A 13006-nucleotide genomic window follows, 5' to 3' on the forward strand; every position below is an offset into this window, starting at 1 on the left:
CAATCCAGCCAGCGTCCAGCGCCGAAACTGGCGATAAACTGATGACCATTTGCCGAAATGCTCGTGCAAATCGCGCCATTGCACGCCCGTGCGGGAAATCCAGAAAATACCATCAAGAACAAGGCGATGGTCCTTCGCGCGTCGCCCGCTATGCGGCCCGCGCCGCGTCACGAACGGCTCAAGACAGGCCCATTCTTCATCCGACATCAGCCCACGAATCAAAGTCGCCTCCTTCTGAAAGCGACTTTGAATCAGAACCTTCGCAACTTGGGAATCCTATTCGTCAACAGGACCTAAGGGCCGATAATTCGGCCAAAGATCGTAATCAGTCTAACCTGCCGAAGAAACAAAAGAAGTGATTCGTTGCCGCAAGCGTAAATTGGGCTTGACTTCAGTTTTCCACAAAACTCTTTCTCTCAGCCTATTTCGGTGCTGGACAAAACGTCGTGGAGACCTTCAGATAGAACCGATTCGACGCAGATGCGGCACATCGCTTCGAATCGATATCGAGGGGGCCTGTGACATGGCGCGTGCAGACGCAGCCGGTGTTCCCGCACGTGTGGGAACATTGCTAGGACTTGCCTGTACGAAGACGCAAGTCGCAATTTCGCGTCTTGTCGCCCATGAGGTCTGGATCCGCCGTGCGGTTCCGGTCATGGTGGCTTTGTTTGTCGCGACCATGGTCGCGCTGGCGGTCGTTCTGGGCCGGGAATCCTACGAGCGTTGCGTAGCCGAGGCGATGGATCATCTTGATCTCGTTTCGTCGTTGGTAGCGCGTGATCTTTCGTCGGCGCTAGCCAAGAAGAACACGACCGTTTCCAGCGAAAGCCTTTCTCAGATTCTGTCCCCAGTTCTGTTGTCACGCGGCGAGGAGATCCTCGTTGCCGATCCCGCGGGTAAGATCGTGGGCGTCTATCCAACGCGGGTGGCACAGGGCACGCTGTCCGATTTTCTCGGGCCTGCGCAGCCATTGACGACTTTTGCTGACAAAGCCGGTGTACTACGGATTACTCTTGGGGATACACGCGAGGCGCTGGCCACGGTGCGGATGCTCGCTGCGCCTCACGGAGCCCAGGTCGCCGTTCTGCAGCCCATGACGGAAGTGCTGGCGGATTGGCAGGCCAACAGCTGGCGGGCGGGCCTCTTTCTGTTCTCCACATCTTTCGTTCTGGTTGCGCTGGCCTGCGCTTATTTTTGGCAGGCACGGCGGGCGAAGGATGCCGACGACGTTTGCGAGTTGATGCGTGAGCGAATCGATACGGCGCTGAACCGTGGCCGTTGCGGCTTGTGGGACTGGGACCTCGCGCGTGGCCGCGTCTTTTGGTCGCAGTCGATGTATGAAATTCTCGGGATGGTCCCGAACGAGCATTTCGTCTCTTTTGGCGATATTAACGCTCTGGTGCATCCCCAGGACGGCGATCTCACGACAATCGCCGAAATGCTCGCGGCCTCACAGACCGAATCCATTGACCATGCGTTCCGCATGCGCAATGTCGCGGGCGATTGGGTCTGGTTGCGTGCCCGTGCGGAACTGGTTCGTGATCATCTTTCCAATACACCCCATCTCATCGGCATTTGCGTCGATATTACCGAGCATAAGGTTTTGGCCGAACGGACTGCGACGGCTGATATGCGGCTGCGGGATGCGATCGAAGCGGTTTCCGAGGCTTTCGTGCTTTGGGACGCCGACAACCGTCTCGTGATGTGCAACGAGAAATTCCAGCGTTTCCACAATCTTTCCAATGATGTCCTGACACCCGGCGCACCCTATATGCAGGTTATGGCGCGGGGCACGCCGCCGTTGATCCAGTCGCAAATCGCGGTCGGAGAACGGCTGCAGGCGGGCGCGCGCACCTATGAAGCGCGGCTTGCGGACGGGCGATGGCTGCAGATCAACGAGCGTCGCACCAAGGATGGCGGTTATGTGTCGGTCGGTACCGACATCACCACGCTCAAACGGCATGAAGAGCAATTGATGGAATCGGAGCGTCGCCTGATGGCGACGATTGCCGATTTGCGTAAATCCCGTCAGACGCTGGAATTGCAGGCGCAGCAGCTCGCCGATCTCGCCGAGAAATATCTTGAACAAAAAGCCGAGGCCGAGACTGCAAACCGTGCCAAATCCGAATTCCTGACCAATATGAGCCACGAATTGCGGACGCCGCTGAATGCGATCATCGGTTTCTCGGAATTGATGGGGCAGGAACCCTACGGTCCACTCGGATCGCCGCGTTACGTCGATTATTGCAACGATATTCGTCAGAGCGGCCAATATCTTTTGGGCGTCATCTCGGATGTGCTCGATATGTCGCGCCTGGAGGCGGGCCGGGTGCGGCTGGAGAAGACCGACTTCGAGATCGACGCGGCGGTTTCGGCGGCGCTTGCGGGCGTGAAGGCGACGGCCGAGGAGAAGCAGATCAGTCTCCTGGCGGAAGCTTCGCCACAGACAATGATCCACGCCGACCGCACCGCCATCGAGAAAATTCTGCTTATTCTTCTGCGCAATGCGATCAAATTCACCCCGGAACATGGACGTGTCACTGTTCGGACGCGGATGAACCAGGGGACATTGAACATCTATGTCGAAGATACCGGAATGGGCATACCACCGGCGCCACTCGCGCGCCTCGGGCGTCCCTTCGAACAATTGCATGGCTCGATGTCGAATGGAATGAAAGGGTCCGGTCTCGGCCTTGCCATTGCCCGTTCGCTCGTCGATCTCCACGGCGGGTCGATGCGTATCCGCTCGACGGTTGGGTCGGGAACGATCGTGCTGGTTCGTTTGCCCGAACCCAATGATATTTCGCGGCAAAAAATCCTTCTCGCCTCGGCTGTCGCTTCCTCGAACATCACTCGTGTGAGCCCGCAAAAATTGCCGCAGAGAAACAGGGGTTGACCACGCTCAAGACCGATCGCCCATTGAATCGAAGGTAATCGGGAGGTCACCAACTGCTGCGTAAGGCATGAAAAGCGGACGCTGGCTTGCCGGTATTGTCGCCATCATGCGCCAGAGGGTGAAAGGATCTGCAAGGACAATCCGTGCCACAATCTATCAGAGATGGCTTGTCGGGGTTTCCCTCGAATGGATCTTGTGTATGTGGGGTGAAAGAAGCCGCAACATACAGGAAACCCATCTTTCGTAATGCACTCTCCACCGCAGGCTAATGCTATTCGTGTCTTGACATTGATCGTCTGTAACAACGGCCCTGATAAGAGGTAAAAATAAAGCCTGTTGACGACAGCTTGAAAGACCAGAGTCACAGGTGACAGAACCGGTAGTCTCTGGTGGCTGCGCAACATGCTTGCGATCAATCGAGATCGCTCCAATGCTTCCTCAACCGGGAAGCATTGGCGGTTTGTGTCATTCTCCTGAACTTTACGCCGCTGTCCATCCACCATCGACGGGGATGATCGCTCCGGTGATGGAAGCCGCAGCATCGCTTGCGAGAAAGACTGCCAGTGCGGCGACCTGTTCAACCGTCACGAATTCCTTCGTTGGCTGCGCGGCGAGCAGGACATCGCGCTTGACTGCCTCTTCGCTGATTCCGCGTGCCTTGGCCTGATCCGGCACCTGTTTCTCGACGAGAGGTGTCCAGACATATCCGGGGCAGATGGCATTGGCCGTCACGCCGAAAGTCGCTGCTTCGAGCGCCACAGTCTTGGTCAGGCCGGCGATGCCATGTTTGGCGCTGACATAGGCGGATTTGAACGGGGAGGCGACGAGGGCATGAGCGGAGGCCGTATTGATGATGCGGCCCCATTTACGGCTCTTCATGCCGGGCAGTGCCGCGCGAATTGTATGAAAAGCCGAGGTCAGATTAATGGCGATGATCTGATCCCATTTTTCGATCGGAAATTCCTCGATCGGCGACACGAACTGGATGCCGGCATTGTTGATGAGGACATCGACGGAGCCGAAGGTCTTTTCCGCAAGCGCGACCATGTCTGCGATTTCAGCCGGTTTGGTCATGTCGGCAGGGGAATAAAGCGCCTTGACGCCGAATTCGGTCTCGATTCCCTGACGTGTCTTCTCGATCTCGGCGGGATCTCCGAAACCGTTGATGACGACATTCGCGCCCTCCTTGGCGAAGGCATGGGCATAGGCAAGGCCGATTCCGCTCGTGGAACCGGTAATGACGGCGGTTTTGTCCTTCAACATGGTGGGAACTTTCCGATTTCAATTAAGCGGTGGCGTGAATCATGGCCGTAGCCAGGAAGGTTACTATTCTCTCAGATAATCATGAATGATCTTGTCACGCCCAAACGTCTGTTCCGCTAGAACGTGGCCGAGAGTGAGTATCGGCCAAACGGCCGTGGAAGGGGGGAATATGGAGCACGGCGAGAAGAACCGCTACGCTCCATGCACTTTGAATGGTAGCTTCGTTAATCGCAGGGTGTGGTGACAATTGATCGTGAGCGATTTCAAAGAGACGGAATTACGAAGCGGTTCAATGTCATCGGAAAATGCGCAAGGCCCTGGGCGGTCCTGAAACTGCGAGTCTCTTCGTATTCGTCGAGGTGTTTATCAACCGATTGCCGGATCGTCCCTATACCTTTCGGTTGGTGATTGCTTCCTGACGAGGATGCTGATCAGCGTTTTGTTGAAAACCTCTCCCATCGCTTCCTCTAGAATATTGCGGGATCACCCGGCTCTTGAGCGGTGTTTTTAAACCTCTCATACTTCCTTCAAAAAGCGATGTCCGCCTTCTGGTTTATGGGATTCGCTTGGTGCCCCAAAGGGATTGACAGCGTACGCCCTTTCAGGGGAGGAGCATGCGACGGCATCCCGAACATGCTCTGCCTGGCCGTTTCCCCCTTTATTCCTGATCCGACACGGGTCAATGCTCCGCAAAAGGATGGACGCTCCATCCCGAGATACGTCGGGATTATCCTTGTGCGTCGCAGGAGAGTATGTTTTTCAGCGCGCGTCCCGACCTGCGTCGCTGTTTCCTTCCCAAGACGAGTTCTGCATTGTCCGCTTCTCCTTTCGATGATATCCGCGCTTTGCTTCCCATGATGCCGGCCGCTTCCGAGACGGCAGCGGAGGCCGTGCGCCAGCGCGAAGCCAGCTTGACCAAGCCGCTCGGTTCCCTGGGCCGGCTTGAAGAGATCGTCGCCTTTCTTGCGGCGTGGCAAGACAATCCCCGACCGCATATGGACCGGCCGCTCGTGGCGATTTTTGCCGCCAATCATGGCGTGGCGGCGCGCGGCGTCTCCGCTTATCCTTCTTCGGTCACGCGTACGATGATGGAAAATTTCGGCAAGGGTGGTGCGGCGGTCAATCAAATCTGCGGCACTTTCGGAACCGGTCTCAAGGTCTTCGAACTGGCGCTCGATCTGCCAACGGGCGATATTACGGAACGCCCGGCGATGGATGAGGCCGCTGCCGCGGCGACCTTCGCTTTCGGCATGGAAGCGATTGCCGGTGATATCGATCTGCTTTGTCTCGGCGAGATGGGTATTGGCAACACGACGGTGGCGGCGGCCATCTACCATGGGCTATACGGAGGCAACGCCCGGGATTGGGTAGGGCAGGGCACCGGCGTTGATGCTGCAGGTCTTGAGCGGAAGATCGAAGCAGTAGAAAAATCCGTCGCGTTGCACAGAGAGCTTCTCGCCGATCCCCTGCATCTGATGCGTTGTCTCGGTGGCCGTGAGATCGCCGCCATGGCAGGCGCCATTCTCGCCGCGCGCATCGAGCGTATTCCCGTTCTGCTCGATGGCTATGTGACCTGCGCTGCCGCCGCCATTCTTCATGCGCTGCATCCGGCTGCCATAGACCATTGCCTCGCCGGCCATGTTTCCGGTGAGGAGCCCCATGCGCGCGTGCTGGAACGGCTTGGCAAGAAGCCATTGCTCGATCTGGGCCTGCGATTGGGAGAAGGGTCGGGTGCGGCGCTCGCCGTCGGTATCGTGAAGGCGGCGCTTGCCTGTCACGATGGAATGGCGACTTTCGAGGAAGCGGGAGTAGCAGAGCGCCTGTGACCCGTCCGAATGCCGCTTTGAGGGTATGAGGACAGGTATCGTGATGCAGCCCTGCGCCGCCTTCCCGGAAGGATCACGGCCGTATGGTGGTCATTTTACCGGTGGTTGCTGCTGCCTCAGCGCCTTGGCGAGCAGGCGTAAATCGGCCCAGGCAAGTTTCTTCTGGGCCGGTTGGCGCAGGAGATAGGCCGGATGCAGCATGGGGAGCACCTGAATGGTCTTTCCGCCGCAGGTCCATTCGCGCCACCGCCCGCGCAGCCGGGTGATCGCTTCCTTGGTTCCGAGCAGGGTTTGCGCGGAGGGCGCGCCAAGGCAGATGAGAAAACGCGGCGAGACCAGTTCGATCTGACGGCGAATGAACGGCAGGCAGGCAGCGATTTCCACTGTTGTCGGCGTTCTGTTGCCGGGTGGGCGCCACGGCACGATATTGGCGATATAGACCTGGTTGCGATCGAGATCGATGGCAGCCAACATGCGATCAAGCAATTGTCCTGCGCGGCCGACGAAGGGACGCCCCTGACGATCCTCATCGGCGCCGGGTGCCTCGCCGATGATCATGATTTGGCTTTGTGGATTGCCGTCGGCAAAAACGAGCTGCGTCGCGGTGTTTTTCAAACCACAGCCCTGAAAGGCATCGAGTTTCGCCCGTAACTCCTCGAGCGTCATGGCTGAGGCGGTTGTTTCCTCGGCACTTTGCGAGAAGGCCGCTTGCGGCTTGCTTTCGGGGCTGGGGCTTGGCAAGCGCGAAGAGGATCGTGGCGGGTCATCCGCAGGCACAGCCTTCGCCTGCGGCTGCTGTTTCGCGTTTTTGGCGGCTTCGGAATCGGCAAACCGGTCATGTGGTAGCGCGTCGAGGGCGATATCGACGCCCATCGCGGCATACCATTGGAGAAGAGCTGTCAGCGCGTCCGCCATAAATTTCAATCCGTCGGCCCTGCGCCTTTGTCTGTGCCCTCGTCTGCACCCTTGTCGCGGCCCTGATGCATGGTTTCACACCCGCCCATAGCGAGCGAGAAACATCTGGACCGCCTCATCTACATAGGCATTTTTTCTTTCTTCGGTAATGATTGTCTTATTTGGCATCACCAGTTCTCGCATCTGGTGTCCCGAATTGACTGCACCGAGAAATAATTCTGCACAGACCAAGGGATCCGGGCAGTTGAGTTTTCCGGCCTTGGTCATCATCGCCAGATAATCGGCAACTTTGAGATAAAGTCTCTTCGGTCCGAGCTCATAGAAAATCTGTCCGAGTTCGGGGGCACGGAGCGTTTCGCTGACGACCAGCCGATAGACGGAAAGGCCGCTTGGGCTCACAATCAGGTTAAGCACCGCCAAACCGACCGCCTTCAAAGCGACGGCGGGTTCGTTAGCGCTCGAACAAGCTTCCTCGGCCCCGCTCATAAACCGCTCGCAGCGGCCATTCATCACTTCGGAAAACAATTCTGCCTTGCAGCCGAAATGCCGGTACAGGGTCTCCTTGGATGCGCCGGCACGCGTCGCAACGATCTGCATCGTCGCTTCGGTAAAACCGAGCTCCAGGAAAACCTGTTCCGCCACTATGGCGATTTCTTCTCTGCGTTTCTGGCCGCGCCGTACCCGGCGCTCTTCATGTGAACTCACCTTGACCGCTCGATCCTTTGCGCTTATACGAACTTATCGGTTCGGATAAGCTATCTTGTCTTCACTTGTCGAGAGAAGCAAGTTCGACGGTAAATTGAACAAGCTTCGGGGCATCTGCTTTTCGACCATTTCAGGGTTTCTCATTGCTTTTCATAGGGCCCGGAGAGGAACAGGGCCAGGGAAACGGCTTGAAACGGTCGCCAAGCGACGCATCGCAATGAACCTGACAAATTAATACCAAATCTCGATAAGCACGACTCTTTGGAATTGTTTCTTTCGGATGTGTTTTTGAGACCCGACCTCGTTAAGGCAGAGTGCTGGTTCTTAAGCCGAACCGCACGGACTACAACTGATCGTGATCGACGAGACTTTGAATGAGGGCTCTCCCGGGCAAGCATATGCGCCATGTAGGCGTGGAAATGTCCGGGCCGCTCGCGTGTAGACGAGGTTCTTGACGCACAAAATCCTTGAGCGTCAATACCGGCGAAGGCTGGTATTCATGTAACCCCGGCAAGAGGTTAGGGTTTTTTGGCCTGACCAATCCCGAGATCGGTCGCCTGCTTCGCCTAGCCTCCAACCAAGAATTTGGATCCAGTGGTGGAAGGCGTGAACGGGGCTGATTGTACCTTGCGCTGCTTGCCTTGTGCTGCTCATGACTGAAGGCGGGATTAGTGATGGACGAGGCTTATCACGGCGGCGAAATTTCCGGCCGCGAAACAAAGATTCCCGCGGAAAGCCGTATCCGCGACGAGCGTCGTGCGGACGCCTTTGAGCGCGATATACCGCAAGAAGATGCGGAGCGGCCAGAAGGCAATGCGCAACGGGATACGGCTCGCAAGCAACGCAGCGGTACCGTCAGGATCATCGGCTTTCTCGTGGTTGCAGGGATGGTGCTTGGCGGCGGTTATTACTGGTTCACGACGCGGGATCTGGAATCGACGGATGATGCTTTCACGGATGGACGAGCCGTCAGCATCGCGCCGCGTGTCGCTGGGCAGGTTGTCTCTCTGGATGTCACCGACAACCAATTCGTGCGTAAGGGACAGCCGCTGATCCATATCGATCCGAGCCAGTTCAAGGTGAGCCAGGAGTCGGCGGAAGGCGCCTTGGCGATGGCTAAGGCACAGCTCGAATCCGAGCAATTCGGGGCTGAAATCGCGCGCAAGAATTATCCGGCTCTCTTGCAGCAATCGCAGGCGCAATTGGCTGTCGCCGAGGCCAATCTCTACAAGGCTACGGCAGACAACAAGCGCCAGAAAAACCTGCCGAAGCAAGCAACGACCCAGCAGGAGGTCGATGCCGCCGAATCCGCCTATCGGCAGGCGGAGGCGCAGGTAAAACTGGCGCAAGCGCAAATCCTGCAGAGTTCACCCGTGCCGCAACGGATCGGCGTCGCCGACAGCACCGTTGGGCAATTGAAAGGGCAGGTGGAACAAGCCCAGGCGCAACTCGATCAGGCTAATCTCAACCTCGAATGGACCGTGGTGCGGGCACCGCAGGACGGCTGGATCACCAAGAGGAATGTCGAGATCGGCAATTATGTGACGCCGGGACAGCAGATCTTCTCGATCGTCTCTCCGGAGGTCTGGGTCACCGCCAATTTCAAGGAGACCCAGCTCGACCGCATACGTCCCGGCCAGCCGGTCAAGATCGAGGTCGATGCCTATCCCCACCTCGACCTGCATGGCCATGTCGATAGCATACAACTCGGCTCGGGATCCAAATTCACCGCTTTCCCTCCGGAAAACGCGACGGGCAATTATGTGAAGATCGTCCAGCGTGTTCCGGTCAAGATCGTGATCGACGAAGGGCTTGATCCAGACCTGCCTCTGCCGCTCGGCATCTCCGTCGTACCGACGGTTACGTTGAAATGAGCGCCGCGGCCGATCTTGCGGAAGCGGGGCACGCGGAATGGAAACCCCGGCATAATCCCTGGGCAATCGCTGTTGTCGTCACGATTGCCGCTTTCATGGAAATTCTCGACACGACGATCGTCAATGTCGCGCTTCCGCATATTGCCGGTGCCCTCTCGTCCTCGAACGACGAGGCGACCTGGGCCTTGACCTCCTACCTCGTCGCCAATGGCATCGTTTTGACCATTTCCGGCTGGCTTAGTGATCTGATCGGCCGCAAGCGCTATTTTATCATCTGCATCGTCATGTTTACGGTGTGCTCGCTGCTTTGCGGCATAGCGACGAGTCTTGGTCAGCTCATTTTCTATCGCCTTATGCAGGGCTTCTTCGGCGGCGGATTGCAGCCGAACCAGCAATCGATCATTCTCGATACATTTCCGCCGGAAAAGCGCGGCGCCGCCTTTGGCGTGACAGCCATTGCGACGATTGTCGCGCCGGTTCTGGGGCCGGCGCTCGGCGGATGGCTGACCGATACCTACAATTGGCGCTGGGTCTTTCTCGTCAATATTCCTGTCGGCATTGTCGCGACTTTCCTGGTTTCCATCCTGGTCGAGGATCCGCCGTGGGTCGCGGCACGGCGCAGCCACGGTGTCGATTATATCGGCCTTGCCCTGATCACTATCGGCCTCGGCTGTCTGCAGGTCATGATGGATCGTGGCGAGGATGAAGACTGGTTCGGCTCCCGGTTCATCATCATCATGGCGATTTTCGCGGGTCTTGGCATATTGGGCGCGATAGGCTGGCTGTTGACCGCCAAAAAACCGATCGTCGATCTCGCGGTGTTCAAGGACCGAAACTACGCCGTTGGGTGTTTCTGCATGGCGGCAGTCGGTGGCGTGCTCTATGCGGGTGCGGTCATCATTCCGCAATTTTCGCAAACCGTCATCGGCTATGATGCGACCTGGTCCGGCCTTATCCTGTCACCGGGTGGCATAGCAATCATCATACTCATTCCGATCGTCGGAAAGATGATGAGTTTTGTTCAGACGCGTTACCTCATCGCGATTGGGTTTCTCATCATGGGTGGCGCGTTTCTCTATTCAAGCACGCTGGTGCCGACGATCGATTTCAAGACGCTGGTGATCATGCGGTCGTTTCAGACGATGGGGCTCGGCTTTCTCTTCGTGCCAATCAGCGCCATTGCCTATGCGACGCTGCCGCGTGAACTCAATGGCGATGCGACCGCGCTTTTGACCATGCTCCGCAACGTCTTCGGCTCAATCGGCATCTCGCTGGCGACGGCGATGATTACGGAGCGAACACAGGCGCGTCAGTCCTATCTGGCGCAATGGATGTCACCGTTCCATCAACCCTTCAACGATCTGGTCGCCCAATATGAGCGGACGCTGATTGCCATGGGGCGCGCCGCGGGAGCCGCGCATGACATAGCTCTGGGCAAGGTCTATCTGACGTTCCGCACGCAGGCTCAGGTTCTCGCCTATTCGGATGTGTTTCTTTACATTGCCGTGATTGCTTTCGCGGTTATTCCTTTCTGTTTCCTGTTCACCAACGCCAAGGGCGGTGGCGGAGGCGCAGTCCACTAGAGCGCTTCGGAGAGATCCGAGACGCTCCACCAAAAAACAGAACATTTTCCGGGAAATGGAATCGCGAAGCGATTCAACAGGATCGGAAAATATTCTAGAGTATCAAAACCGGAAGTGAAAATCGCTTTTGGGATTAATTCGGCGCATTTTCAAAGAAATAGAGCATCGAAGACGACTCTGTTTGAACCTCCGATGCTTTAAAGGTCAGTACGTCGTATCGTCTGGGTTGATGTGTCCGTCGCCCCGGGTGTTCGAAGATGGATAATCAATGATGATGCGCCGTATGCGGACAGAACGCACGGGATATAGTTCGATGTGGCGGCCGCCGTTGGGTTTGGTGCCATCGTTCTTTCGATTGGGGCAGACCGATATGGCAGCTAGGAAGACCTTCGCACCGGCATTGTTCGCCATTCTCTCGCTTGGCAGCAGTCTCGGAGGATGTCTGTCTGTCGGTCCCGATTATGTCGGCCCTGATCCCATGCTGCCGTCGAAATCCTTCTCCGGACCACCGGAAAAGGCAGTTGTCACCGCAGCATTGACGCCGGAGGGGTCTTCGACATCAGCCGACTCTCTATGGTGGCAGAATTTCCGTGATCCCGGCCTGACATCGCTCGTCCAGAGGGTTGCTGCGAGCAATCTCGACCTAAGGACGGCGAGCACGCGGATGGAGCAGAGCCGGTACGAAAGAGGGGTTGCTGCTGCGGCAGCGTTGCCGACCGGCAACGGCAATGCCAGCTATTCGCGCCAGCTTTATAGCAAATACGGTTTACCGTCGCTCGGCAATGCGCTCGTCCCTGCCGGCCAAAGTTTCGACATTCCCCCTTTCAGCATTTATCAGCCGACCTTTGACGCCTCGTGGGAACTCGATATCTGGGGTCATGTCCGGCGGCAGATCGAGGCGGCGGATGCGCGGCTCGCAGCTGCGGAGGAGGAGCGCCGCTCCATGCTGATTTCCGTCATGGCGGAAGTTGCACGCGATTATATTCAATTGCGCGGTGTCCAGGCGCAGATCAGTATTCTGAATGACAATATCGCCAGTTCCGAGGATATTCTCAAATTGACCCAGAGCCGTGCCGCCGGTGGCATGACGACGGGGCTCGATGTCGAGAACGCGGCCGCGCAGGTGGAGAGCGAGAAGGCGCAGATGCCGAGTCTGCGCGATCAGGAAACACAGCTGATCAACGCGCTCAGTCTGCTGCTCGATCAGCCTCCGGGGAGCCTGCGCGGGGAGCTTGCCAAGGCAAAGCCAATTCCTCCCACGCCGCCGCATGTTCCGCTCGGCATCCCCTCCGAGCTTGCCCGCCGGCGTCCGGATATACGCTCGGCCGAGGCGCAATTGCATGCGGCGACTGCCAATATCGGCGTCGCGGTCGCCGAATTCTATCCGCAGATCAAGTTGAACGGCAGCGTCGGCGTCGCCGCTCTCGATATGAAGAACCTGTGGAAACCCAGCGCGTTGCAATATAATTTCGGCCCGGCCATCTCGGTGCCGATCTTTGATGGTGGCCGCCTCAAATCGACATTGTATCTGCGCGAGGCGCAGCAACAGGAAGCCGCGGTTTCCTATCACAAGACGGTCCTCAACGCCTGGCATGAAGTTGTGAATACCCTGAGTTCCTATGAGAAGGAACAGCAGCGGCGGGCACGTCTCAAGGCGCAGGTCGATCATGCGCGTCAGGTCCTGGTGCTCGCGCGCAGCCGCTACAATAATGGCGTGACGGATTTCATCACCGTGCTCGATGCTCAACGCACATTGCTCGGCGGGCAGCAGCAATATGCCCAGAGCACGACAAATGTGTCGACAGACCTCGTCGCGCTCTACAAGGCGTTGGGTGGTGGTTGGGAAGGAGTCTTTCCCGAGAAGCCAGCATCCGCCCAGCCGGAATCTGGGGATGTTGCCACTCTTGCCAGTGCCATCAAACAGGCGATGCAATAGGCTTTTTC

The 13006-nt window shown here is 57.5% G+C and carries 9 protein-coding genes; 5 read left to right on the top strand and 4 right to left on the bottom strand.

Going from position 1 to position 13006, the window contains the following annotated elements:
- Positions 1–207 (bottom strand): transposase (locus DL88_RS16440; RefSeq protein ID WP_034998676.1); only part of this gene is annotated, 207 nt, incomplete at its 3' end.
- Positions 208–523: 316 nt separating this feature from the next.
- On the opposite strand from DL88_RS16440, the gene DL88_RS16445 reads away from it, so the two are divergent.
- Positions 524–2896 (top strand): PAS domain-containing sensor histidine kinase, encoded by a 2373-nt coding sequence (locus DL88_RS16445; RefSeq protein ID WP_034998624.1) that lies wholly within the window; start codon positions 524–526, stop codon positions 2894–2896.
- 480 nt (positions 2897–3376) lie between these two features.
- Here DL88_RS16445 and DL88_RS16450 read toward each other — a convergent pair whose 3' ends face one another.
- Complete coding sequence (locus DL88_RS16450) at positions 3377–4159, bottom strand: 3-hydroxybutyrate dehydrogenase (RefSeq protein WP_034998626.1); 783 nt, start codon at positions 4157–4159, stop codon at positions 3377–3379.
- Between the two features lie 752 nt (positions 4160–4911).
- On the opposite strand from DL88_RS16450, the gene cobT reads away from it, so the two are divergent.
- Positions 4912–5985, top strand: a complete 1074-nt coding sequence (cobT, locus tag DL88_RS16455) for a nicotinate-nucleotide--dimethylbenzimidazole phosphoribosyltransferase (RefSeq protein ID WP_084705244.1) — start codon at positions 4912–4914, stop codon at positions 5983–5985.
- A 90-nt stretch (positions 5986–6075) separates the two neighbouring features.
- Here cobT and DL88_RS16460 read toward each other — a convergent pair whose 3' ends face one another.
- Positions 6076–6900 carry a uracil-DNA glycosylase gene (locus DL88_RS16460; RefSeq protein WP_034998629.1) on the bottom strand — a complete coding sequence of 275 codons (825 nt, stop codon included), beginning with the start codon at positions 6898–6900 and terminating at the stop codon, positions 6076–6078.
- 75 nt (positions 6901–6975) lie between these two features.
- Positions 6976–7605 carry a TetR/AcrR family transcriptional regulator gene (locus DL88_RS16465; RefSeq protein ID WP_034998631.1) on the bottom strand — a complete coding sequence of 210 codons (630 nt, stop codon included), beginning with the start codon at positions 7603–7605 and terminating at the stop codon, positions 6976–6978.
- Between the two features lie 674 nt (positions 7606–8279).
- Between DL88_RS16465 and DL88_RS16470 the strand changes: the two genes are divergently transcribed.
- From DL88_RS16470 to DL88_RS16480, 3 genes are all read left to right on the top strand, one after another.
- Positions 8280–9479 (top strand): HlyD family secretion protein, encoded by a 1200-nt coding sequence (locus DL88_RS16470; protein ID WP_034998634.1) that lies wholly within the window; start codon positions 8280–8282, stop codon positions 9477–9479.
- Complete coding sequence (locus tag DL88_RS16475) at positions 9476–11062, top strand: DHA2 family efflux MFS transporter permease subunit (protein ID WP_034998637.1); 1587 nt, start codon at positions 9476–9478, stop codon at positions 11060–11062. Before DL88_RS16470 ends, DL88_RS16475 begins: the two co-directional genes overlap by 4 nt.
- Positions 11063–11432: 370 nt before the next feature.
- Positions 11433–12998, top strand: a complete 1566-nt coding sequence (locus DL88_RS16480) for an efflux transporter outer membrane subunit (protein WP_051956102.1) — start codon at positions 11433–11435, stop codon at positions 12996–12998.
- Positions 12999–13006: the final 8 nt, after the last annotated feature.

This window comes from Beijerinckia mobilis (genome assembly GCF_000745425.1).
In the GTDB taxonomy this organism is placed as follows: domain Bacteria; phylum Pseudomonadota; class Alphaproteobacteria; order Rhizobiales; family Beijerinckiaceae; genus Beijerinckia; species Beijerinckia mobilis.